At 61.5% G+C, this 22,787-nt stretch carries 21 protein-coding genes; 15 read left to right on the top strand and 6 right to left on the bottom strand.

The annotated features are described in order from the left end of the window. Positions 1-12 precede the first annotated feature (12 nt). Positions 13-366, top strand: coding sequence for a DUF6867 family protein (locus tag GH983_RS13455; protein WP_153762654.1), 354 nt, complete (start codon positions 13-15; stop codon positions 364-366). Between the two features lie 166 nt (positions 367-532). Beyond that, entirely contained in the window at positions 533-1,648 is a 1,116-nt protein-coding gene (locus GH983_RS13450; protein ID WP_054148356.1) for a branched-chain amino acid ABC transporter substrate-binding protein, read from the top strand. Positions 1,649-1,718: 70 nt separating this feature from the next. On the opposite strand, the gene GH983_RS13445 is transcribed toward GH983_RS13450, so the two are convergent. From GH983_RS13445 to GH983_RS13420, 6 genes are all read right to left on the bottom strand, one after another. Continuing rightward, complete coding sequence (locus tag GH983_RS13445) at positions 1,719-2,258, bottom strand: AAA family ATPase (RefSeq protein WP_153762653.1); 540 nt, start codon at positions 2,256-2,258, stop codon at positions 1,719-1,721. A 43-nt stretch (positions 2,259-2,301) separates the two neighbouring features. After that, positions 2,302-3,225: a response regulator transcription factor gene (locus GH983_RS13440; RefSeq protein WP_054148358.1), complete on the bottom strand. Its 924-nt coding sequence runs from the start codon at positions 3,223-3,225 to the stop codon at positions 2,302-2,304. Then, the gene (locus GH983_RS13435; protein WP_153762652.1) at positions 3,218-6,601 is read right to left on the bottom strand and encodes an ATP-binding protein; all 3,384 of its coding nucleotides are present in this window, start codon (positions 6,599-6,601) and stop codon (positions 3,218-3,220) included. Before GH983_RS13435 ends, GH983_RS13440 begins: the two co-directional genes overlap by 8 nt. 77 nt (positions 6,602-6,678) lie before the next feature. Beyond that, positions 6,679-7,128: a DUF5680 domain-containing protein gene (locus tag GH983_RS13430; protein ID WP_153763608.1), complete on the bottom strand. Its 450-nt coding sequence runs from the start codon at positions 7,126-7,128 to the stop codon at positions 6,679-6,681. 105 nt (positions 7,129-7,233) lie between these two features. After that, entirely contained in the window at positions 7,234-9,789 is a 2,556-nt protein-coding gene (locus GH983_RS13425; RefSeq protein ID WP_153762651.1) for an HWE histidine kinase domain-containing protein, read from the bottom strand. Next, entirely contained in the window at positions 9,752-10,333 is a 582-nt protein-coding gene (locus GH983_RS13420; RefSeq protein WP_054148362.1) for a biliverdin-producing heme oxygenase, read from the bottom strand. Before GH983_RS13420 ends, GH983_RS13425 begins: the two co-directional genes overlap by 38 nt. A 225-nt stretch (positions 10,334-10,558) precedes the next feature. Here GH983_RS13420 and urtA point away from each other — a divergent pair, with 225 nt between their 5' ends. From urtA to GH983_RS13355, 13 genes are all read left to right on the top strand, one after another. Next, the gene (gene urtA, locus GH983_RS13415) at positions 10,559-11,848 is read left to right on the top strand and encodes an urea ABC transporter substrate-binding protein (RefSeq protein WP_054148363.1); all 1,290 of its coding nucleotides are present in this window, start codon (positions 10,559-10,561) and stop codon (positions 11,846-11,848) included. A 242-nt stretch (positions 11,849-12,090) separates the two neighbouring features. Then, complete coding sequence (gene urtB / locus GH983_RS13410) at positions 12,091-13,695, top strand: urea ABC transporter permease subunit UrtB (protein ID WP_153762650.1); 1,605 nt, start codon at positions 12,091-12,093, stop codon at positions 13,693-13,695. Next, entirely contained in the window at positions 13,692-14,861 is a 1,170-nt protein-coding gene (urtC, locus tag GH983_RS13405) for an urea ABC transporter permease subunit UrtC (RefSeq protein ID WP_153762649.1), read from the top strand. The genes urtB and urtC overlap by 4 nt, the downstream gene beginning before the upstream one ends. A gap of 4 nt (positions 14,862-14,865) precedes the next feature. Beyond that, positions 14,866-15,621 carry an urea ABC transporter ATP-binding protein UrtD gene (urtD, locus tag GH983_RS13400; RefSeq protein ID WP_153762648.1) on the top strand — a complete coding sequence of 252 codons (756 nt, stop codon included), beginning with the start codon at positions 14,866-14,868 and terminating at the stop codon, positions 15,619-15,621. Positions 15,622-15,805: 184 nt separating this feature from the next. Then, positions 15,806-16,501 (top strand): urea ABC transporter ATP-binding subunit UrtE, encoded by a 696-nt coding sequence (gene urtE / locus GH983_RS13395; protein WP_153762647.1) that lies wholly within the window; start codon positions 15,806-15,808, stop codon positions 16,499-16,501. 97 nt (positions 16,502-16,598) lie between these two features. After that, positions 16,599-17,726, top strand: coding sequence for a PHB depolymerase family esterase (locus GH983_RS13390; RefSeq protein WP_153762646.1), 1,128 nt, complete (start codon positions 16,599-16,601; stop codon positions 17,724-17,726). After that, the gene (locus GH983_RS13385) at positions 17,669-18,487 is read left to right on the top strand and encodes an urease accessory protein UreD (protein WP_153762645.1); all 819 of its coding nucleotides are present in this window, start codon (positions 17,669-17,671) and stop codon (positions 18,485-18,487) included. The genes GH983_RS13390 and GH983_RS13385 overlap by 58 nt, the downstream gene beginning before the upstream one ends. A gap of 22 nt (positions 18,488-18,509) precedes the next feature. Continuing rightward, entirely contained in the window at positions 18,510-18,812 is a 303-nt protein-coding gene (locus GH983_RS13380) for an urease subunit gamma (RefSeq protein WP_054148370.1), read from the top strand. An 11-nt stretch (positions 18,813-18,823) separates the two neighbouring features. Beyond that, complete coding sequence (locus GH983_RS13375) at positions 18,824-19,129, top strand: urease subunit beta (RefSeq protein WP_153762644.1); 306 nt, start codon at positions 18,824-18,826, stop codon at positions 19,127-19,129. Positions 19,130-19,159: 30 nt separating this feature from the next. Continuing rightward, entirely contained in the window at positions 19,160-19,576 is a 417-nt protein-coding gene (locus GH983_RS13370) for a lysozyme inhibitor LprI family protein (RefSeq protein ID WP_076394242.1), read from the top strand. A gap of 12 nt (positions 19,577-19,588) precedes the next feature. Beyond that, positions 19,589-20,239, top strand: coding sequence for a Urease operon accessory protein (locus tag GH983_RS13365; protein ID WP_153762643.1), 651 nt, complete (start codon positions 19,589-19,591; stop codon positions 20,237-20,239). 5 nt (positions 20,240-20,244) lie between these two features. Then, a complete protein-coding gene (gene ureC, locus GH983_RS13360) occupies positions 20,245-21,957 on the top strand; it encodes an urease subunit alpha (RefSeq protein ID WP_069043546.1) in 1,713 nt (570 codons plus the stop codon). Further along, the gene (locus tag GH983_RS13355) at positions 21,957-22,640 is read left to right on the top strand and encodes a TIGR02117 family protein (protein ID WP_153763607.1); all 684 of its coding nucleotides are present in this window, start codon (positions 21,957-21,959) and stop codon (positions 22,638-22,640) included. The genes ureC and GH983_RS13355 overlap by 1 nt, the downstream gene beginning before the upstream one ends. Positions 22,641-22,787: the final 147 nt, after the last annotated feature.

Genomic DNA, 22,787 nt, shown 5'->3' with positions numbered 1-22,787 from the left:
GGAGTATTTGACATGCAAGGTTTGTTTTTCGAAAGCGACACGACGGTCCGTCTCGTGCTGCGTTTCCTCGTTCTGCTCCTCGGCTTCTGGACTGCCTGGCGCACGGGCAAGGCCGCAGCGGAAGGCTGGGACGGCTACGGCACGGTTCTCGTTTATGTGCTGGGGCTGGGTTTTGCCATGCGTTTCCTGCACTACTCGCTGTTTGCCGGACCGTTCCTCAGCCCCTTCTATTACATCGTCGACGTCGTAATACTGATGGCGTTTGCCGTAGCTGGTTTCCAGGCACGCCGCACCACGCAGATGGTCGACAACTACTACTGGCTCTATGAGAGAACTTCGTATTTCTCGTGGAAGAACAAAGATTGACAAGCCGTTGTTTTCTGTCGCAGATTGGCGACAGAAGGCTACGGCCTGGCATATAACAAGGCCTCGGCCAGATACAAAAGAGTGGAACAGTTTTCCGGCGCAGTCACAGCGGGTATTGCGCAGGGTTTTTATCCTAAACCCGCACAAAAAACTTGGGAGTAACAATATGAAGAAGTCTCTTCTTTCGGCAGTTGCGCTGACGGCCATGGTTGCCTTCAGCGGCAACGCCTATGCCGAAATCCTGGTCGGCGTTGCCGGCCCGCTGACCGGCCCGAACGCTGCCTTCGGTGCACAGCTGCAGAAGGGTGCCGAGCAGGCTGCTGCCGACATCAATGCCGCCGGTGGCATCAACGGCGAAATGATCAAGGTCGTTCTCGGCGACGACGTCTCGGACGCCAAGCAGGGCGTTTCGGTTGCCAACAAGTTCGTTGCTGACGGCGTGAAGTTCGTCGTCGGTCACTTCAACTCGGGCGTTTCGATCCCGGCTTCTGAAGTCTATGCCGAAAACGGCATCCTGCAGATCACGCCGGCTTCCACCAACCCGAACTTCACCGAGCGCGGCCTGTGGAACACCTTCCGTACCTGCGGCCGTGACGACCAGCAGGGCGCTGTTGCCGGCAAGTACATCGCCGACAACTTCAAGGACGGCAAGGTTGCCGTCGTTCACGACAAGACGCCTTACGGCCAGGGTCTCGCCGACGAAACCAAGAAGGCGATGAACGAGCTCGGCGTTACCGAAGTGATCTACGAAGGCATCACTGCCGGCGAAAAGGATTACTCGGCGCTCATCGCCAAGATGAAGGAAGCCGGCGTCACCGTCGTCTACTTCGGCGGTCTGCACACGGAAGCTGGCCTGATCATGCGTCAGATGGACAGCCAGGGCCTGAACGCGACCCTGATGTCTGGCGACGGCATCACCTCGAACGAACTTGCTTCGATCGCCGGTGACGCAGTCGACGGCACGCTCATGACCTTCCCGCCGGATCCGCGCATGAACCCGAATGCAGCTGACGCCGTGAAGAAGTTCCGCGACGCTGGCTTTGAGCCGGAAGCTTACACGCTGTACTCCTACGCTGCCCTGCAGGTTATCGCAGAAGCTGCCAAGGCTGCCGCTTCCAACGATCCGGAAACCGTTGCGACGGCTCTGAAGGAAAAGGGCCCGTACACGACCGTCATCGGCGAACTCGGCTTCGACGCCAAGGGTGACATCACCCGCCCGGACTACGTCATGTACACCTGGAAGAAGGGCGAGGACGGCAAGTACTCGTACTTCCAGAACTAATTCGATCCTTCATCGGACCGACGGAAAGCCCGGCCTCGCGCCGGGCTTTCTGCGTTTGCAGTTCGTGATGTTAGTTGCCTGAGAGTTTGGCCAGGAGGAAGTCAGCGCGGTCTTCGACCGGGGCCTTCGGGAGAAGAACCAATGAATAGCCGAGCGCAGGATAGATCGTTGCCAATCGCTCGAACTCGGTGACAGCCGCTTCGAAATCATGCCGTCGTTCGGCGTCCTCGCGGTATATCTCGGGCCAAGGCGGTGTCAGGAATACGGTGGGATGGTATCTGTCCCGGCGGAGTAGGCTGTCCGTTACGCTGATGTCTCCGGTCGCATCTGCGAGGGCGGCATAGGCGTCTACCAGGCTTCTGTCGAAGAAGATCCAGCGGGATTTCAATGTGTGGGCCTCTTCGCGGTCACGGCGGCCCAGATCGATTGCTCTGCGCGCAAAATTCTCAAGGCTGACCCAAGGCAGGGACTTGCCATCGCCTGCCAGTTCCTCGGCGACGATGCGGCGGCCCGGTTCGGACACGACTGCAAAGCCACGCCTGGAGAGTTCGGCAATCAGCGTCGACTTGCCGCCACCCGAACAGCCTGAGATCACGACGGCGTTTTCCATCCGGTTCCTCTCAAGGGAAAAGAGGGGGGACGCGATTGCCTGGTCATCCCTCGCGTAAAACGTTGGCCGCCTTCACGGCGGCAGATGCACGGTTCTCCACCCCGAGCTTCGAATAGATCTGCTCAAGGTGCTTGTTCACCGTGCGCGAGGAGAGGCCGAGGATTTCGCCGATGTCGCGGTTGGCCTTGCCCTTGGCGATCCAGAGCAGAACCTCGCTTTCGCGGTGGGTCAGGCCGAAGCTTTCGCGCAGCATTTCGTCTTCGCTCTGGCGGTTCGCCGAGGTCAGGCGGAAGAGATATTCGTCGGCGCCGATCGTGCCGAGCAATGACAGCGTCAGCGGCAGGCCGGTCGCGCCGGGAAAGGCAAAACTCGTTTCGGCCCTCTGTGGCGTTCCGGTGCGCCGATGGCTCAGCCATTCGGCAGCGGCCTTCGCCACATCGCCGATGCCCTCGGCATGACCGATCGCCGTCTCGATCAGACGGTTGGCCTGCGGCGTGGTCCAGTGGACCTGACCGTCACCCCTGATGGCGAGCAGATGGCGCCCGGCAGCGTCGAGCGCGACGCGGGCGCTCTGGGCCGAGCGGGCGTTCGAGAGGTGTACCCGGATGCGGGCTCGCAGCTCGTCGATGTTGATCGGCTTGGTGAGGTAGTCCACGCCACCCGATTCGAGTGCTTTCACCACATGTTCGGTCTCTGTGAGCCCGGTCATGAAGATGACCGGGACCTGGGCGACCACCGGATCGGCCTTCAAGGTGCGGCAGGTCTCGAAGCCGTCCATTCCGGGCATGACCGCGTCCAGCAAAATGAGGTCGGGGCTGATGCGGGCAACGATCGAGAGCGCGCCATGGCCCGAAGTGGCGATCAGGACGGAATAGCCCGATGCTTCCAGCGCTTCGGTGAGGAAGCCGAGCGCATCGGGACTGTCGTCCACCAGAAGCACGATATCGCGGCGGTTCGCCTCAGCCATGGATCGGCTCCCTGCCGGTTTCGAATGAGGTCAGGAAACTGCGCAGCCCGGCGAGGTCGAAGGCCTGCAGATAGGCGCGGGCCGCGTCGACGAAGGCCGTGGTGTTCCCCAGCCCGCCGAGTTCGGCAAGCTTTGCCTCGATGCCGCGGACATAGCCGATATCGCAGAGGCTGATCAACTCCTCGATATGCATCGCACCCGGCGAGACCGGGCGCTCCGCCGGCACTCCCGGCTGAAGCAGACGCGGGTCGTCTGCATAGATCCAGTCGAGGCCGAGAAAGCGAGCGAGTTTGTCACGCAGACGGGTGATGTCGACGGGCTTCGTGATAGCGTCGTCATGGCCATCACCGCCGGGGGCCGGCGCATCGCCGACATTGGCCGAGAGCATCAGGATCGGTGCCTTCTGGCCAACGTCACGCAGCTTTTCAACGAGTTGCCAGCCATTCATGCCCGGCATCGAGATGTCGACAAGGAAAAGGTCGGCCTTCACGCCTTCAATGAGTGTCAGGCATTCGGGGCCGCCACCTGCCGTCAGGACGACGAAGTCGAGCGGGGCGAGTACCTCACGCATCAGTTCGCGGTGGTCCTCGTTGTCGTCGACGACGACGATCGTGCGGCGCGGACCGGTATAGGAGACGATCTTGCGCTCCGGCGCAGGTGCCGTATTCGGACGGTCGATGGCCGAGAGCATCAGGCGCACCTTGAAGGTCGAGCCCTTGTCGCGCTCGCTGGTGACCGAGATCTCGCCACCCAGCGTGTTGGTCAGGAGCTTGGTGATGGTAAGGCCAAGGCCGAGGCCCGGTTGCGGACGGATGTTGTCGGCCTCGCCGCGCTGGAAGGGTTCGTAGATGCGATTGAGATCCTTTTCCGAGATTCCGCGGCCCGTGTCGCTGACGGTAAACGTCGCCACCTGGCTGCGATAATCGACGCTAAAGCGGATCGTGCCTTCCTCGGTGAACTTGATGGCGTTCGACAGCAGATTGACGAGGATCTGGCGCAGGCGCCGCTCGTCGGTGCGCACATAGAGCGGCAAGGCGCGCGAGCGCTGATGCTCGAAGAGAATGCCTTTGGCGGCAGCCTGCGGCGCAAACATGTCGATGAGCTGGTCGAGGAAATCCTGAATATTGACCTCGTTGGAGAAGACCTGCAGGCGGCCAGCCTCGATCTTCGAGATATCGAGGAGGCCGTCGATCAGGCCGGAAAGATGGTCGGCGGAGCGACGGATGACCTTGATCGCCGACTGGCGCGGCACGGGGATCGTCTCGTCGCGCTCGAGGATCTGGGCATAGCCGAGCACCGCATTGAGGGGCGTCCGAAGCTCGTGGGAAAGGCCGACGACATAACGGCTCTTCGCGCGGTTCGCCGCTTCCGCGGTCTCTTTGGCATTCTGCAGCGCGGCGTCCGTCTTCCGATGCGCGGCGATTTCCTTGAGCAGCAGCGTGTTTTGGCGGGAGGATTCCTCTTCCGCCACGACACGGCTGTCATGGGCAAGCACATAGAACCAGGAGACGATACCGGCGATGATGGCGAAGATGAAGAAGACGACGGTGACCGCGCGGTTGACCACGTCGGTCATGGCGGGGGTCGCGGCATTCACCTGATGGGCGATGACCGCAAGGATGATGCCGATGACGGAAATCGAGATCATGGCGGTCAGCGCGTATCGGCCGAGACGTGTGGAGAAGGTCTCGATCACCGCTTCCGGTAGAAGTGCGCGGGCAACTGTCGCGGCCTGTGCATTGATCTTCGCATGCGGCTTGCACATGTCGTGACAGCGGCTGTCGAGCGTGCAGCAGAGCGAGCAGATCGGGGCTGCATAGGCGGGGCACCAGGCCATGTCCTCCGGCTCGAACGGATGCTCACAGATCGAACAGGTGATCCCGGTCTGGTTCTTCCAGCTGTAGCGCGGCTTGCGGGCCAGGTAGAACTTGCCGTCGGTTGCCCAGGCGATCAGCGGGGAGATCACAAAGGCGACCAAGGTCACATAGGTCGACAGCGATGCCATGGTGGAGCCGAAGGCGCCGAAATGGGCGGCGAGTGCAAGGCCAGCAGAGAGCGCCATGGTGCCGCAGCCAACGGGATTGATGTCGTAGAGGTGGGCGCGCTTGAACTCGATGCCCGGCGGCGACAAGCCGAGCTTCTTGTTGACAAAGAGGTCGGCCGAGATGGCGCAGAGCCAGCTCATGGCAATGATCGAGAAGATGCCGAGCGTTTCTTCGAGCAGGCCGTAGATGCCGAGCTCCATCAACAGAAGCGCGATCGCCACGTTGAAGACCAGCCAGACGACGCGCCCCGGATGGCTGTGGGTCAGGCGCGAGAAGAAGTTCGACCAGGCCAGCGACCCTGCATAGGCGTTCATCACGTTTATCTTGAGCTGAGAGATAACGACGAAACCCGCCATCAGCAGCATGGCTGCCGTCTCGTTCGGGATCATGTAGCCGAAGGCCGCGACATACATATGGGCGGGATCGGCGGCCTCGCTGATCGGCACGCCGGTCGAGAGGGTCAGGACGGCGAGGAAGGAGCCTGCCAGCAGCTTGGGCACACCGAGCACGACCCAGCCGGATCCGGCGAGGAAGATGCCGATGCGATGGTGCAGCTTGCGGGCGCCCTCGGGCGGCAGGAAGCGGAGGAAGTCCACCTGTTCGCCGATCTGCGGCATCAGTGCCAGAATGACGGCGGAGGCGGCGCCGAACTCAAGGAGATTGAAAGGGGCTGCCTCGCCAAGATGGGCGTTCGAGTGATCAACGCCGGCAAAGGCGATCCAGAGGTCGATCTTTTCCCAGTCGAGAAAGGCGATGAAGACGAAGGGCAGGATGTTCAGCACAATCCAGAAGGGTTGGGTGATCAGCTGGAACTTCGAGATCATCCGGATGCCGTAGGTCACCAGCGGTAGCACTGCGACAGCGGAGATGATGTAGCCGAGCCAGAGCGGAATGCCGAAGGCGAGTTCTAGCGCCTTGGTCATGATCGAAGCCTCGATGGCAAAGAGCATGAAGGTGAAGGCTGCATAGATCAGCGAGGTGATGGTCGATCCGATATAGCCGAAGCCGGCACCGCGGGTCAGAAGATCGATGTCGACCCCGTGGCGGATTGCGTAGCGACTGATCGGTATGCCGACGAGCAGCATCAGGATCGCGGCGACGATGATGGCGAAGAAGGCGTTGGTCGTGCCATAGGCGATTGTGATCGTACCGCCGATCGCCTCCAGTGCGAGAAAACTGATCGCGCCGATTGCCGTTTGTGAAATACGGCTGGAGGAGAATTTGCGGGCGCTCTTTGCCGTAAAGCGCAGCGCATAGTCCTCCAGCGTCTGGTTCGCAACCCAGCGATTGTATTCGCGGCGAACGGGGATGATGCGTTGGCGTGCGGCCATGCCTAAATTCTAGCGCCTTGTTATGAGTGGCTTTCCTTTAGGCATTTTCACGCGATTGTCCAGAATAGCAAGGCCCGTCAGGGCTTGATCAGGCCGCCCTGATAGTCGAGTTGATAGACCACGCGCTCACCCATCCGGATACGCTCGACACCGAGGAAGCTGCGGTAGTCTCCGACCGACTGGTCGAGATATTCTCCGAGCGGATGCAGGTAGGTGAAGCCGCCGAGAAAGCGCTTTTCCTGATAAAGGGCTGTCAGAGCCAACTTGATGACGGTGCCCGCCCGCCCGCCGTCGAAACGCTCGGCATCGAGGATGCGACCATAATAGTTCATTGCCCAGACCGGGATCTCGTCCTGCCAGACCACCTCCTGGCCGAGAAAGTCCGTTCCGCCAAAATGGCTGTCGAGATAGCGAAAGCGTCCGCGCTCATAGGAAATATCCTTTGCGCCAGTCCGGCTTGCCGAGGGGGCAGGGACCTTGCCGCTGACATAGGTCACGGCCTTGGCTTCAATGATGAAACTTTCCAGAGCCTCCACGGTCGCCTCCCTTATGTCGGAACATAATGAGAACGTATTGGCTTCGGGCCGGCCCGACAACCCTAGCAACGCAGGGGTTGCGACAGTTTCAGCGGATCATTCTGCCGGAACCTGGGCGGCCAGCCTGTCGGAGAGTGCTTTCACGAGGGCGTCGGCATCATAGGGCTTACGCACGACTGGTACGGACAGTAATTCCTCTGGAACCGAGGAGCGATCGTCGTAACCCGTGGCGAAGACAAAGGGGATGCCCCGACGTATCAGCTCCTGGGCGACGGGCACCGATGTGTCGCTGCCGAGGTTGATGTCGAGGATTGCGATCGCCGGGGCGAAACTCTTGAGGCGGTTCAAGGCATCGCTGCTCGAGCTCGCGGTCACGACATTGTCGATGCCGGCATCGGCGAGCATCATTTCCGCATCCATGGCGATCAGAACCTGATCCTCAACCAGCAGAACCGGTATTCCGGCGATGCTGGTCGGATGATTGACCACTTCGGCCTCGACATGCGGATTGGGTTCTTCGCTCACGGTTTCAACCTCCCAGCTCATAAATCGGCCTGGCAGCCGGAACTCTGCATCCAGTCCCTCGGGGCGATAATCGACCCGGCTTGTACCGCCGAGGTCGTAGGGAATGCTACGCTCGATGAGGGCTGAGCCAAAGCCTTTGCGACCGATGGGGCCAATGGTCGGTCCGCCGCTTTCGCGCCAGTGCAGTCGGCAATCGCCGTCCGCGGTTCCCTCCCAGGAAATGGCGAGCGAGCCACCGTCGCGCGAAAGGGCGCCGTATTTTGCAGCATTCGTGCACATCTCGTGGATCACCAGTGCTGCCACTGCATGGGCCCGGGCGTCGAGTGTGACGGAGGGGCCCTTCACCTCGATGACGCTGCGACCAGCGCGATAGGGCAGGAGCTCTGCTTGGAGAAGGTCTTTGAGCGTGCCGCCACCACCACCCCGCGTCAGCTGGTCATGGGCGTGGGACAGCGCATGGATCCGCCCGCGCAGCGAGCCGATATAGTCCTGGATCGGCAGTTCATCCCGCGAGGGCGCTGCCACCAGCGACTTGATAACGGCCAGGATGTTCTTGACCCGGTGGTTCAGCTCCTCGTTCAGCATGCGCTGGCGCACGTCGGACTTGCTGCGTTCCTCTTGCATCAGCTCGTTGTGACGCAGGACGATCTCGACGGTCGCCGAACGGATCGCTTCCGCAATCTCGAAATCGCTGTCGCGCCAGGGCGCCGCCTGACGCTGAACCGTTTCCTTCCACAGGGCAAAGCTCTTGCGTGGGGTCAGGCGATCGCCGAGCGGGCCAGCCTGATAGGACTTGTCCGGATTGCCCGCCCAGTTCAGCGTCTGCAGGCGTTCCTTGCGGAAGAAGAAGATGTAGTCGCGCGGCAAATGCGAGAGGGGAACGGCCATGACGCCGGAAACGTCTTCGAAGAAGGCTCCGGCCGGCGGATAGTCCTCAGAAAGCGCCTTTGTCGACCAGATCCGGCCATCTGCCACCTCGGCGATGAAGCTTGTAAAGTCTTCTTCCGCGCCTGGCGGCAGCGTGCTGCCGATGGCCGTCCAGCGGCCATTCATCAGAAGTCCGACGCCGTCACAGGCGAACAGTGTCTGGAACTCGGGCAGGGCGGCGGTCAGGATGTCGTCGAGATCGGAACGATGCGAGGCTGCCTGGAGAAAACGGTCCAGCGAGCGCCGCGCCTCGTTGGAGATATCCAGCTTGCGCTTCTGCTTCAGCGCCAGGAGATGCAGCGAGAAGAATTCGCCGAACATTTCTGCCGCGATGCGCTCGGACATGGTCAGGGTCTTGGGCGCATAGTGATGGCAGGCGATCAGGCCCCAGAGCTTGCCGTCGACGATGATCGAGATCGACATGGAGGCCGAAACGCCCATGTTGCGCAGATACTCGCAGTGTATCGGCGAGACGCTGCGCAGGTGGGCGAAGGAAAGATCGAGCGGCGCGGCCCGTTCTTCAGCCTGCGGCAGCAGATCGACGCGCAGACCCCTCGCATCCGAAATGATGCGGATCGGGTTCTGCATGTAAAGGATGCGCGCCTGGCGCGGGATATCGGTCGCCGGAAAATATTGGCCGAGAAAACTCTCCAGATCGTGGCGCTTGGCTTCGCTCGCGACCTTGCCCGATCCATCCTCCTCGAAGCGGTAGACCATGACGCGGTCGTAGCCGAGCACGGTGCGAACCAGCTTGGCAGACGCCGAAATCAGCAGATCGATATCGTTGATATCCTTCACGCGTCCGATCATTTCACGGGCGAGCTGTAGCGGCTGGGTGCGCCGGAACGAGGGCTCGAATTCGAGGATGGCGCCCTGCTTCTGGCGATGGACTGCGACATCGAAGTGCTGTCCCGTCGGAAGTTGGAGATGGGCGATCACGGCCGGGCGGCTCGCTTCGGGAGCGGCGGCGACGGCGTTGCGGATATCGTGGATCACGCCCTCGCCGAGCAGATCGGCGATCCAGAGCCCGTCCATCGGACCCTTTGCGCCCAGCATCTCCGGGGCATTCGCCGAATAAAGTCGGATTGAACTTATGCCTGGATCGCAGGCCAGAAGACATCCATGCGGCTGGATCGAGCCGGGGATGTGGATGGGTTCGCGATCACAATTGGTGAGGTCTACGGATGGAACGTTCTGCATTCAGGGCGCTTTCGAAGGCACTACGGGCATAGTCGAAGGCGGTGTTTGCCCAGCTAGCAGCGGCTCGGTTGTCGTATACACGCACGTTCTCCATATGCTCGGTCAACGCACGCCAGCTGGAGAAGTTCCGAGCTTGTGAAAAAAGATGTCGTGCGCCGAAATCGGCCGACAAGCCGAGTGCTTCCGCGCGCTTGGCGAGGAGGCGGGCGCCGAGCGCCGACCCTTCCAGGACATAAAGCAGTCCGACGATGCCATCGCCCTCCGGCGGTGTGAACGCCGGCTGGTCCGTCGGCGGGCGAGTGTTCAGGTCGGAAAGATCAGCTTCCAGTTCCGCATGGACACGGTGGGGCTCGTAGCCCTTGAGGTCCAAAGGCAGTTCTGCCTCGGAGAGCCAGGCTTCGACCGGCATGCGGAAGGCTGCGATGCCGGCCAGGTAACACTTGTAGTCATCAAGAGTCCGGAAACTGCCGACGAGACTATCGAGCGCCGCATGAGCGTCGGCAGTCGCCTCTTTGAGAGCCGTTCGACGGAGCGGGAAATCCATTGCAGTCCTTTCTAGATACGTCCTTCTATATCGATGGCCTTCTGATCTGTACAACCCTGAACTTGTAAGGCTGCTATCGGTCCGCCATACGTGTTCCCTCTTTTACCCCCCGACCTACGTCAAACGACGTATACGGTTTTGCACTGCGGCATCGGATAGTCCCCTTCAGCAACGGTTAACACTCATTAACCGACCGGTTGCGACCAAGAAGAGGGGATCACAACAATGTCCATGAAGATGAAACTGACAGGCGCGCTTCTCGGCGCCATGCTGTCGACGACGGCCTTCCACGGCGCATTCGCCCAGGAAGACACGATCAAGATCGGCGTTCTGCACTCGCTGTCCGGCACGATGGCGATTTCGGAAACGACGCTGAAAGACGCCATGCTGATGCTCGTCGAAGAGCAGAACAAGAAGGGTGGCATTCTCGGCAAGAAGATCGAAGCCGTTGTCGTCGACCCGGCTTCCGACTGGCCGCTGTTTGCCGAAAAGGCGCGAGAGCTGATCGAGAAGGACAAGGTTGCGGCCGTCTTCGGTTGCTGGACCTCGTCGTCGCGCAAGTCCGTTCTGCCGGTCTTCGAAGAGCTGAACTCGATCCTCTTCTACCCGGTCCAGTACGAGGGTGAAGAATCCTCGCGCAACATCTTCTACACAGGTGCTGCTCCGAACCAGCAGGCGATCCCGGCCGTCGACTACCTCGCTGAAAACGAAGGCGTCGAGCGTTGGGTTCTCGCCGGCACCGACTACGTCTATCCGCAGACGACCAACAAGATCCTCAAAGCCTATCTGATGTCCAAGGGCGTTGCCGAAGAAGACATCATGATCAACTACACGCCCTTCGGTCATTCCGACTGGCAGACCATCGTCTCCGACATTAAGAAGTTCGGTTCGGCCGGCAAGAAGACCGCCGTCGTTTCGACCATCAACGGTGACGCCAACGTGCCGTTCTACAAGGAACTGGGCAACCAGGGCATCAAGGCCGAAGACATCCCGGTCGTCGCCTTCTCGGTCGGTGAAGAAGAACTCGCCGGTCTCGATACCGCACCGCTCGTCGGTCACCTTGCCGCCTGGAACTACTTCCAGTCCGTCGACACCCCGGCCAATGCCGAGTTCATCAAGACCTGGCATGCCTTTACCGGCAACGAAAAGCGCGTGACCAACGACCCGATGGAAGCTGCCTATATCGGCTTCAACGCCTGGGTTAAGGCCGTCGAAGCTGCGGGCACGACCGAAACCGATGCCGTTCTCGACTCGATCATCGGCGTTGCCGTTCCGAACCTGACCGGTGGCTACTCGACCGTCATGCCGAACCACCACATCACCAAGCCGGTGCTGATCGGCGAAATCCAGGCCGACGGCCAGTTTGAAGTCGTCCAGGAAACGCCTGCCGTCGTCGGTGACGAGTGGTCCGATTATCTGCCTGATTCCAAGGACCTGATCGCCGATTGGCGCAAGCCGATGGAATGCGGCAACTTCAACGTTGCCACCGGCAAGTGCGGCGGCAAGGGCAGCTGATCGGCTTTTTCCCACCTCCCCCTTGAGGGGGGAGGTCATCGCCTAGCGATGGGTGGGGGTGATTTCGTGCACAGCGTCACCCCACCCCGAACCTTCGGTTCGACCCTCCCCTTCAAGGGGAGGGTGTTCGCGAACCGCGCATAGCGGAACTACCCCTTCTTCCCGTCCACGGGGAGAAGGTGCCGGCAGGCGGATGAGGGGCTTTTCAGGCTCCGCCGCCCCGCCAACCGGGGGACAACAGAATGCTTATCCGTTTCATCACACTCGCCTTCCTCTTCCTTTCCTTCGCCTCGCCCTCCTTCGCGCAGAGCGATCCCAAGGATCTCATCAACGCTCTTGGAAAAGCCAGCTTTAAAGAGGCCGAAGCGCTTCTGGGGCAGATCGCCGCGACAGGCGATCCGCGCGTCGTTCCTGCGCTCGAAGCCTTTGCAGAGGGCGAACTCTTCGTTCGCAAGTCGGACAATCAGGTCTTCATCACCAAGGCTGCCGGCAGCAATCTGGCGGCCATCGATCCGTTGACGGGCGAGACTGTCGGCGAGGAGCCCAAGGGCGCCTTCACCAAGGTGAGGGTCAACAACAATCTCCGTCGCGCCATCCGTTCCGCGCTGGGCGGACTGACGCTGCTCAGCCCGGACAGGAATGTCCGTCTTTCCGCCGCCCAGGCGGTGCTGCAGTCTCCGAGTGCCGAAAATCTTGAGCTCGTAGAGACAGCGCTTGCCAAGGAAACCGATGCCGAGGTCAAGGCGCGCATGGAGCAGGCGAGGGCCGTGTCCATTCTGGCGTCTGAACGCTCGATCGAGGAGAAGCGAGGCGCGATCGAGGCTGTCGCATCGATCGGCGGCAGACCGGCCAAGAGCATCCTGCTCTCCGTATCCGGCACCATTGATGAGAGCTTGCGGCCGGATCTCGACGCCGCCGTCTCGAAGATCGAAGGCGAGTTGATCCTGTGGGATGCCGCCGAGAGTGTCTGGTACGGCATCTCGCTCGGATCGGTGCTGCTGCTGGCGGCGATCGGCCTTGCCATCACCTTTGGCGTCATGGGCATCATCAACATGGCGCATGGCGAGATGGTGATGATCGGCGCCTATTCCACCTTCGTGGTGCAGCAGGTGATCCGAACCAGTTATCCCGGTCTCTTCGACTGGTCTCTCGCCATTGCGCTGCCCGTCGCCTTCTTGATGACGGCGCTGATTGGGCTCGTCATCGAGCGCGGTGTCATCCGGTTCCTCTATGGCCGGCCGCTCGAAACGCTGCTTGCCACCTGGGGCATTTCGCTTATCCTCCAGCAGACCGTGCGCACGATCTTTGGCCCGACCAACCAGGAAGTGGGCAACCCGTCCTGGATGTCCGGCTCATTTGCGCTGGGGGGCATGACGATCACCTGGAACCGTCTCTGGATCGTGCTTTTCTCACTGACCATCTTCTTTGCGCTGCTCGCGCTGATGAAGAAGTCCGCCTTCGGCCTGCAGATGCGCGCCGTGACGCAGAACCGCCGCATGGCGTCTTCCATGGGCATTCGTACCCCCTGGGTCGATGCCTTCACCTTCGCGCTCGGATCGGGCATTGCCGGTATCGCCGGCGTGGCGCTTTCCCAGATCGACAACGTCTCTCCGAACCTCGGCCAGGCCTATATCATCGACAGTTTCATGGTCGTGGTCTTTGGCGGGGTCGGTAATCTCTGGGGTACGCTGGTCGGCGCCTTGTCGCTCGGCATCCTCAACAAGTTCCTCGAACCCTCGGTCGGCGCCGTGCTCGGCAAGATCCTCGTGCTCGTGCTGATCATCCTCTTCATTCAGAAACGACCGCGCGGCCTCTTTGCGCTCAAGGGAAGGGCGGTGGAAGCATGATTACCGGCTTCATCTTACGTGCACTCGAAGGCAAGATCCTCATTGCCGCCGGCATCCTCGTCGCCTTTGCCTTGCTCGTCCCGGCGCTCAACCTGCTGACGCCGCCCGACAGCCCCTTCCATGTGCCGACCTATGTCATGTCGCTGATGGGCAAGTATCTCTGCTACGCGCTGCTGGCGCTGGCGCTCGATCTCGTCTGGGGCTATTGCGGCATTCTCTCGCTTGGCCACGGCGCCTTCTTCGCGCTCGGCGGCTATGCCATAGGCATGTATCTGATGCGCCAGATCGGCTCCCGTGGCGTATACGGTGATCCCATCCTGCCCGACTTCATGGTCTTCCTGAACTGGAAGGAACTGCCCTGGTTCTGGCATGGCATGGACATGTTCCCGGTTGCCATGGCGATGGTGCTGATCGTGCCCGGCCTGCTTGCCTTCGTCTTCGGCTGGTTCGCATTTCGCTCGAGGGTCAACGGTGTCTATCTCTCGATCATCACCCAGGCGATGACCTATGCGCTGATGCTCGCCTTCTTCCGCAACGACATGGGCTTCGGCGGCAATAACGGCCTCACCGACTACAAGGAGATCCTCGGCTTCTCCGTTCAGGCGGATGGCACGCGCGCGGTGCTCTTTGCGCTCTCGGCGATCTTCCTGGCGCTCTGCCTCGTCATTGCCTCCGGCATCACCCGCTCGAAGTTCGGCAAGGTGCTGGTCGGCGTGCGCGATGCGGAAAGCCGCGTGCGCTTCCTTGGCTACAGGGTCGAGAACATCAAGCTCTTCACCTTCGTCGTTTCGGCGATGATGGCTGGCATTGCCGGTGCGCTCTTCGTGCCGCAGGTCGGCATCATCAATCCCGGTGAATTCGATCCGGCCAACTCGATCGAAGTCGTGGTCTGGGCTGCTGTCGGCGGGCGCGGCACGCTGATCGGGCCGATCATCGGGGCGATCCTGGTCAATGTCGGCAAGAGCTACTTCACCGGTGCCTTCCCCGAACTCTGGCTGTTTGCGCTCGGCGCGCTCTTCATCTTCGTCACGCTGTTCCTGCCCAAGGGCATCGTCGGCACGGTGCAGCAGTATCTCGCACGCCGGAAGGAATATCGGGATGCAGCCGACAAGGATGCGGCGAACACCGACGTGAAACCCCAATCGGCCCCCGTGGCTGCGGAGTGATGTGATGAGCGACAAGACCACGTCCAGCCTGCTCTATCTCAACGGTGTCTCCGTCTCCTTCGACGGCTTCAAGGCGCTGAATTCGCTGTCCTTCATCGTTGAACCCGGCGAACTGCGCGCCATCATCGGCCCGAACGGCGCCGGCAAGACGACGATGATGGACATCATCACCGGCAAGACCCGGCCTGACAGTGGCGAAGTCTTTTTCGACGGTGGCAAGATCGACCTCACCAAGAAGGATGAGGCCGAGATTGCCCAGCTCGGGATCGGCCGCAAGTTCCAGAAGCCGACCGTGTTCGAAAGCCATACCGTCTGGGACAATCTGGAACTGGCGCTGAACCGCAAGCGGGGTGTCTTTGCCACGCTGTTCTACAGCCTGTCGACCGAAGACAAGGCGCGCATCGAGGAGATCCTCGAGACGGTTCGTCTGACCCATCGCAAGAACGAGCTCGCTGCCAATCTCTCCCACGGCCAGAAGCAGTGGTTGGAGATCGGCATGCTGCTCGCCCAGGAGCCGAAGCTTCTGCTTGTCGACGAGCCGGTCGCCGGCATGACGGATGCCGAGACGGCGGAAACGGCCATTCTGCTCAAGGAGATCGCCAAGACCCGCTCCGTCGTCGTCGTCGAACACGACATGGGCTTCATCCGCGACCTCGGCGTCAAGGTGACCTGTCTGGCGGAAGGCTCGGTCCTGGCCGAGGGCTCGATCGATTTCGTTTCGAACGACCAGAAGGTCATCGAAAACTATCTGGGGCGGTGATGATGAGCGCTCTGGCGTTTGCCCCTCACCCTAACCCTCTCCCAGCAGGCGGGGAGAGGGGACTTGCCCGCCGGAACCTCGGCGGTGGTCGCAAGGGCAGCGGCACGGGGTCTTCTCCCTGCTTGCGGGGAGAAGGTGGCGGCAGCCGGATGAGGGGCGACCTAAATATGAAAAGAGAATTGCGATGCTGACAGTCGAAAACGTCAATCTCCACTACGGTGCCGCACAGGCTCTCCGAGGCGTCTCCATCAATGCCGAGATGGGCAAGATCACCTGCGTGCTCGGTCGCAACGGGGTCGGCAAGTCGTCGCTTCTGCGCGCCATCACCGGCCAGCATGCGGTGTCGGCGGGAACGATCACCTTCAACGGCCAAAAGCTCAACGGCATGGCGCCGTTCAACCGGGCGCGGACGGGCGTGGGTTATGTGCCGCAGGGCCGCGAGATCTTTCCGCTTTTGACCGTGAAAGAAAACCTTGAGACCGGTTATGCGCCGCTGGAGCGCAAGGACCGCTTCATTCCGGATGATATCTTTGCGCTCTTCCCGGTCTTGGACACGATGTTGTCGCGACGCGGGGGTGATCTCTCCGGTGGGCAACAGCAGCAGCTCGCGATCGGTCGGGCCATGGTAACGCGGCCGAAGATCCTGGTGCTGGACGAGCCGACCGAGGGCATCCAACCGTCGATCATCAAGGATATCGGCCGGGCGATCCGCTACCTGCGCGATACGACCGGCATGGCGATCCTGCTGGTTGAGCAATATCTCGATTTTTGCCGGGAGCTCGCCGATCACGTTTACATCATGGATCGCGGCGAGATCGTGCATCAGGGGGCGGCTGAGACGCTCGATACGCCGGAAGCGCGGCGTCATCTGACCGTCTAATTTTGCAAGACAGGGTTGATGATTTATTAGCGAAGTCGGGTTGATGCTGGGGACACGCGTGATATTGAACGCGCATCTTCGAACAGAAGGCACATCCATGACAACCAGCACGGTTTTCCCACTCGTGCGGGCACGCGGTATTTCGCGCGTGGTCGCGGGGCTCTTTCTCTTTGGTCTTTCCAGCGCCGCCGCCCAGGCGGCGGGGTGTGGCGAACCCGTCCAGCCCGGCCACTACAGCCTCAGCTTTCAGTCCGGTGATGTGGAGCGCGAGGCAATCTATGTCATTCCGTCGAGCTATACAGGCAAGAAGAAGGTCCCGCTGGTTCTCGATTTCCACGGCTCCAACAGCAATCCGAAGGTCCAGCTCGGCCGCAGCCACTGGAACGAGGTTGCCGAGCGCGAGGGCTTCGTGGTCATGGCGCTGGCCGGCAGCCTGAAGGGTGGATTGCCGAACACCTATGCCTGGAATGTGCCCGGTGTCACGGCAGGTGAGGGCGCGGATGAGTCCGCCGCCATTCGTGAGGCGCTGAAGATCGTAGAAGAAAAGCTCTGCATTGATGCCACCAAGGTTTACGCCTCGGGTTATTCCGGCGGCGGGCGCATGCTGTCGCAATATATCTGCAACGGCTTCGGCGACTTTGCCGCGGCCGGCTTCGTCATGGGCCTGCGCGCCGGTACACCCGTCGAGGAAAACGGTGTCTGGCAGCCGCGGCGCGAAAGCTGCCAGCCGAGCCGGCCGGTGTCGATCATCGCGTTTTCCGGCAAGAAGGATCACGTCAACCCGTTCGAAGGCGGTGGCCGGGCCTATTGGCGGTATGGCGGCGAAGTGGCGCTCAACCGCTGGGCCGAACTCAACGGCTGCGATACGCGGGCCTCTCTCGAGACCGGTGAGAATGCCGACGTGGCGACCTATGCCGGCTGCCGCGCAAGCACCAGCGTTGTCTCCTATGTCATTGCCAGTGCCGACCACGCCTGGCCGGCCCGCACGGTGCGCTTCCGTCTCGCTTCTAACGGCGACAAGGCGATCCGCGAGGTTGATGCGACCGACAGAATGTGGGAGTTCTTCAAGGCCTCGGGCGGCGAGATGATTGCGACAGTCGCAGTCGACGCTGCCTGCAGCGACAAACAGAAAACCGCCGCGATCAGCGATGGCGGGCAGGGGATACGGTGCACGCGAACAAGCAAACCAGACAGCAACGCGCCGTCGGTGTCGGACGACTTGTGACAAAGTCGCTCGGCGGGCGTACGCGCATCGCCGAGCTTTATCAGGAAGGGGCGGCCAAGATCCGCCTTCCTGAGAGTTTCACCGACGAGCTCGAAGCGGTGACGATCAACACTGCGGGCGGTATTACTGGTGGCGACCAGTTCGACTGGAGCTTTCGCGCCGGTCCGGGATGTTTCCTCACCGCGACCACGCAGGCCTGTGAGAAGATCTACAAGGCCTCTGCCGGTACCGGCCAGATCACCACGCGGATCGAGGTGGGCGAGGGCGCCAAAATGCATTGGCTGCCACAGGAAAGCATTCTCTTCGACAACGCCTCGCTGACGCGCCGGCTGGAGGTCGACCTCGCCGAGGATGCCGAATTCTTGGCCGTCGAGGCGATCCTGCTCGGGCGCAAGGCCATGGGGGAGGCGATGAATGCGGGTCTGGTTCGCGACCGCTGGCGGATCCGCCGCGGAGGTCAGCTTTTGCATGCCGAAGAGCTGAAGCTCGAGGGGGATGTCGCTAACCTTGTGGCGTCCCCGGCGGTACTTGCCGGACGCGTGGCCTTTGCGACTCTCATCTTCGTCAGCCCGCGTGCCGAAGCGCTTGTTCGCCCAATTCGTGAGCAGATCGGTGAAGAAATGGGCGGCGTAAGTCATTGGCAAGGCAAGCTTGTTGCCCGTGTGGCTGCCTCCGACGGTTTTGCCTTGAGAAAAATCCTGTTGCCCGTCATTTCGGCCTTGCGCGGGGGCGCGTCTGTGCCAAAAGTCTGGAATCTCTGACGATCACGCCATTGGAGCACGCATGAATCTGACGCCGCGGGAAAAGGACAAACTGCTGATCGCGATGGCCGCCATGGTGGCCCGGCGTCGGCTGGAACGGGGCGTGAAGCTCAACTATCCGGAAGCGATCGCGCTGATCACTGACTTCGTCGTCGAAGGTGCGCGTGACGGCCGCATGGTGGCCGATCTGATGGAGGCTGGCGCCCATGTCATCACCCGCGATCAGGTGATGGAAGGTATTGCCGAGATGATCCACGACGTGCAGATCGAAGCGACCTTCCCCGATGGGACGAAGCTCGTGACCGTGCACGAACCCATTCGTTAAGGAGAAGCCTGATGATCCCCGGTGAAATCATTGCAGCACCTGGCGAAATCGAACTGAATGCCGGCCATCCGACGGTCACGATCGAGGTGTCCAACAGCGGCGATCGCCCTGTGCAGGTCGGCAGTCACTACCATTTCTTCGAGACAAATGCCGGGCTGATCTTCGAGCGCGACAAGGCACGCGGCATGCGGCTCGACATTCCGGCTGGAACGGCCGTGCGCTTCGAGCCAGGACAGACGCGTCAGGTGACGCTGATCCCGCTATCGGGCAAGCGCGAGGTCTACGGTTTCCGCCAGCAGGTCATGGGCAGCCTCTGATATGGGCGAGGCGGGGGCATGGGGCGAGCGATGAACTGGAGCGTGATCCTGATGCTGTGCGGTTGCGTATTGCTGCAAGACGCGCCGGCCTCGGGTGAGGACGTGCGGGACGTCGATTGCAACAATGCCCAGACCCAGGCCGACATGAACCAGTGTGCGGCCGAGGACTATCGAAAAGCCGATGCCGCAATGAATGCCCAATGGGCCGAGACGCGCGCCGCCATGCTTGCATGGGACAAGGCGACGCCACCCTCGGACGACAATGGAGCAGCCAAGCGGCTTCTGGCTTCGCAGCGTGCCTGGCTCGCCTATCGCGACACGGCCTGCGATGTCGAAGGTTACTCGGTCGAAGGTGGTTCGATGCAGCCATTGGTGATTTCATCCTGCCTTGCGGAGCTGACCAGGCGCCGCACCGAGGCGCTGAAATCGCTGGTCGGGCTCTATTGAGGGTGTGACGCGATGGCTCAGGCGAGACAGATCATGATCGTCGGCAATGGACCTGTTGATGCGGGGGCAGCGCCTCTGATCGACGGGGCCGATCTGGTGATCCGTTTCAATGGCAGCCGGAATTTTGGTTCAGCCGGACAAAAGACCGACATCATCGCCGTCTGCAACACCGGGCGACCGGGAGCTGTCATGCTCGCCGATCCGGAGTGGCGCGATAGCGAGGCCGTCCGCCGTACCGCCGCGATCTGGTCCGTGCGTGATCCCGACAAATTCGCCGAACTCAAACCGCAGCTGGCGATCAGCCATCCCGAGCTCGACGATTTCTGTGACGACTACACCGATGGTTTTTCGACCTTTGCCACGGCCAATGGCAAACAGCACAGGATCATCCATGGCGACGTGCACACGGCCCTCGATGCAGCGCTTCTGGCGCTTGATGCCGAACCCTATGTCGTGCCGTCGAGTGGCATGGTGGTGATCCAGGCGCTGCTCACGGATCCCCGGCATGCCGAGGATACGATCATTCTCGCCGGCTTCGGCCACAGCGGCTGGGACGGTCATCCCTTCGAGGCCGAGCGCCGTCTGGTGGACCGTTACATTGCCAGCGGTCGCGTGATGCGGCTGCAACCTCTCTTTGCTTCCTCCCTCTCCCAAGGAACCTGACGCCCATGTCCTACAAGATGTCCCGCGCCGCCTATGCTTCGATGTTCGGTCCGACCACGGGCGACAAGGTGCGTCTTGCAGATACGGAACTGTTCATCGAGGTGGAGAAGGATTTCACCACCTATGGCGAAGAGGTGAAGTTCGGCGGCGGCAAGGTCATCCGTGACGGCATGGGGCAGAGCCAGGTGACGCGGGCGGACGGCGCCGTCGATACCGTCATTACCAATGCCCTCATTCTCGACCACTGGGGCATCGTGAAAGCCGATATCGGCCTGAAGGACGGTCGCATCGTAGCCATCGGCAAGGCCGGCAATCCGGATACCCAGCCCGGCGTCAACATCATCGTCGGTCCGGGCACCGAAGCGATAGCGGGCGAAGGAAAAATCATCACTGCCGGCGGCATGGACGCGCATATCCACTTCATCTGCCCGCAGCAGATAGAGGAGGCGCTGATGTCCGGCCTCACCTGCATGCTGGGCGGTGGCACGGGGCCGGCGCATGGCACGCTTGCCACCACCTGCACGCCCGGCCCCTGGCATATCGCCCGGATGATCGAGGCAGCCGATGCCTTCCCGATGAACCTCGCCTTCGCCGGCAAGGGCAATGCCTCTCTGCCCGGCGCGCTTGAAGAAATGGTGCTCGGTGGTGCGACCTCGCTCAAGCTGCATGAGGACTGGGGCACGACGCCTGGCGCCATCGACTGCTGCCTGTCGGTGGCCGATCAGTATGACGTGCAGGTGATGATCCACACGGATACGCTGAATGAAAGCGGCTTCGTCGAGGACACCGTCAATGCCATTCGTGGCCGCACGATCCACGCCTTCCATACGGAAGGGGCGGGCGGCGGGCATGCGCCTGATATCATCAAGATCTGCGGCCAGATGAATGTCATCCCGTCGTCGACCAATCCGACGCGCCCCTACACGGTAAATACGATCGCCGAGCATCTGGACATGCTGATGGTCTGCCATCACCTGTCGTCGTCGATCCCGGAAGACATCGCCTTTGCCGAAAGCCGCATCCGCAAGGAAACGATCGCGGCCGAAGACATCTTGCATGACATCGGTGCCTTCTCGATCATCTCGTCCGACAGCCAGGCCATGGGCCGCGTCGGCGAAGTGATCATCCGCACCTGGCAGACGGCCGACAAGATGAAGCGCCAGCGCGGCGCACTTCCATCGGAAACCGGCGACAATGACAACATGCGCGCCAAGCGTTATATCGCGAAATACACGATCAACCCGGCGATCGCCCATGGTGTGAGCCATGAAATCGGATCGGTCGAAGTCGGCAAGCGCGCCGATCTCGTCATCTGGAACCCGGCCTTCTTCGGCGTCAAGCCTGACATGATCCTGATGGGGGGCATGATTGCCGCCGCCCCGATGGGCGATCCGAACGCCTCGATCCCGACGCCGCAGCCGGTGCATTACCGGCCGATGTTCGGCGCCTATGGCAAGGCGCGCACCAACACCTCCGTCACCTTCGTCAGCCAGGCCGCCATCGATGCCGGACTCGGCAACCGTCTCGGCGTCGCCAAACAGCTCGTGGCAGTCAAGAACACCCGTGGCGGCATTTCGAAGAAGTCGATGATCCACAACGACTTGACGCCGCATGTGGAAGTGGATCCGGAAACCTATGAAGTGCGCGCTGACGGTGAGTTGCTGACTTGCGAGCCGGCAACGAAGCTGCCGATGGCGCAGCGATATTTCCTGTTCTGATGCGCTTTGCCATTAAGGTGACGAAATGGATGGGCGGCCTGATGGTCGCCCTTCTTGTTGCGCTTTCAATGGGCGTGTTCGTGCCCCGTCCGCTGGCCTCGCCTGCGGAGGCATCCGTGGGCGACGGAACGCAAATTCTGCTGCTCGCCAATCCCATCCACACGGACATCGCGCTGCCAATCGATGACGAGGTGCGGGCCGCCTTTGCCGATCTCGCTCCCTCCGGCCTGCCGGTCGACATGCCCGGTGTCGAGTATCTGATCATCGGCTGGGGTGGGCGGTCCTTCTACATCGAAACGCCGACCTGGGGCGATATCCGGCCGCTGCCGGTCCTGAAGGCGCTGACCATCGACCGCTCCGTGCTGCATGTCTCGGTTGCCGGTCCGATCGATCCTGCCCATCCCACGGTGCGCCCGCTCGTGGTGACGCAAGAGGGGCGCAAACGGATGATCGCTGCGATCCGTGACAGCTTCGTGCGTGACGGCGGTTCGCCGGTTGCCATTCCCGGTACGGCCTATGGTTTCGACGACGCCTTCTTCGAGGCAAAGGGCGCGTTCAACGCCTTCCTCGGATGCAACACCTGGACGGCTGCGATGTTGCGGGCAGGTGGGGTGCGTACGGGCTGGTGGACGCCCTTGCCGCAATTGCTCGATCTTTCCATCGATCTTCACCACGGTGCCTGAGACCTCGACATCGATCTTGCCATCACCGCCTGACCGCGCGTCATCGGATGGCATTGTCGTCCATTTTAGGTGCTTCCGAGGTCAATGCGGCGATCGATCGCATTTTAGCGATTCGATTAGGGATTGAGGAAGCGACACTGCCTAATC

This window comes from Agrobacterium sp. MA01, assembly GCF_009650195.1.
Classification (GTDB): domain Bacteria; phylum Pseudomonadota; class Alphaproteobacteria; order Rhizobiales; family Rhizobiaceae; genus Allorhizobium.
This window is presented reverse-complemented; position numbering and strand designations above follow the sequence as displayed.

Bases quoted from the DNA above. Each gene is read 5' to 3' on its own strand.
- GH983_RS13445 (WP_153762653.1), bottom strand. From the start codon at position 2,258: ATGGAAAACGCCGTCGTGATCTCAGGCTGTTCGGGTGGCGGCAAGTCG.
- GH983_RS13455 (WP_153762654.1), top strand. From the start codon at position 13: ATGCAAGGTTTGTTTTTCGAAAGCGACACGACGGTCCGTCTCGTGCTG.
- ureC (WP_069043546.1), top strand. From the start codon at position 20,245: ATGTCCTACAAGATGTCCCGCGCCGCCTATGCTTCGATGTTCGGTCCG.
- GH983_RS13425 (WP_153762651.1), bottom strand. From the start codon at position 9,789: ATGCAGAACGTTCCATCCGTAGACCTCACCAATTGTGATCGCGAACCC.
- GH983_RS13435 (WP_153762652.1), bottom strand. From the start codon at position 6,601: ATGGCCGCACGCCAACGCATCATCCCCGTTCGCCGCGAATACAATCGC.
- urtC (WP_153762649.1), top strand. From the start codon at position 13,692: ATGATTACCGGCTTCATCTTACGTGCACTCGAAGGCAAGATCCTCATT.
- urtD (WP_153762648.1), top strand. From the start codon at position 14,866: ATGAGCGACAAGACCACGTCCAGCCTGCTCTATCTCAACGGTGTCTCC.
- GH983_RS13355 (WP_153763607.1), top strand. From the start codon at position 21,957: ATGCGCTTTGCCATTAAGGTGACGAAATGGATGGGCGGCCTGATGGTC.
- GH983_RS13450 (WP_054148356.1), top strand. From the start codon at position 533: ATGAAGAAGTCTCTTCTTTCGGCAGTTGCGCTGACGGCCATGGTTGCC.
- urtA (WP_054148363.1), top strand. From the start codon at position 10,559: ATGTCCATGAAGATGAAACTGACAGGCGCGCTTCTCGGCGCCATGCTG.
- GH983_RS13375 (WP_153762644.1), top strand. From the start codon at position 18,824: ATGATCCCCGGTGAAATCATTGCAGCACCTGGCGAAATCGAACTGAAT.
- urtE (WP_153762647.1), top strand. From the start codon at position 15,806: ATGCTGACAGTCGAAAACGTCAATCTCCACTACGGTGCCGCACAGGCT.
- urtB (WP_153762650.1), top strand. From the start codon at position 12,091: ATGCTTATCCGTTTCATCACACTCGCCTTCCTCTTCCTTTCCTTCGCC.
- GH983_RS13390 (WP_153762646.1), top strand. From the start codon at position 16,599: ATGACAACCAGCACGGTTTTCCCACTCGTGCGGGCACGCGGTATTTCG.
- GH983_RS13440 (WP_054148358.1), bottom strand. From the start codon at position 3,225: ATGGCTGAGGCGAACCGCCGCGATATCGTGCTTCTGGTGGACGACAGT.
- GH983_RS13420 (WP_054148362.1), bottom strand. From the start codon at position 10,333: ATGGATTTCCCGCTCCGTCGAACGGCTCTCAAAGAGGCGACTGCCGAC.
- GH983_RS13380 (WP_054148370.1), top strand. From the start codon at position 18,510: ATGAATCTGACGCCGCGGGAAAAGGACAAACTGCTGATCGCGATGGCC.
- GH983_RS13365 (WP_153762643.1), top strand. From the start codon at position 19,589: ATGGCTCAGGCGAGACAGATCATGATCGTCGGCAATGGACCTGTTGAT.
- GH983_RS13370 (WP_076394242.1), top strand. From the start codon at position 19,160: ATGAACTGGAGCGTGATCCTGATGCTGTGCGGTTGCGTATTGCTGCAA.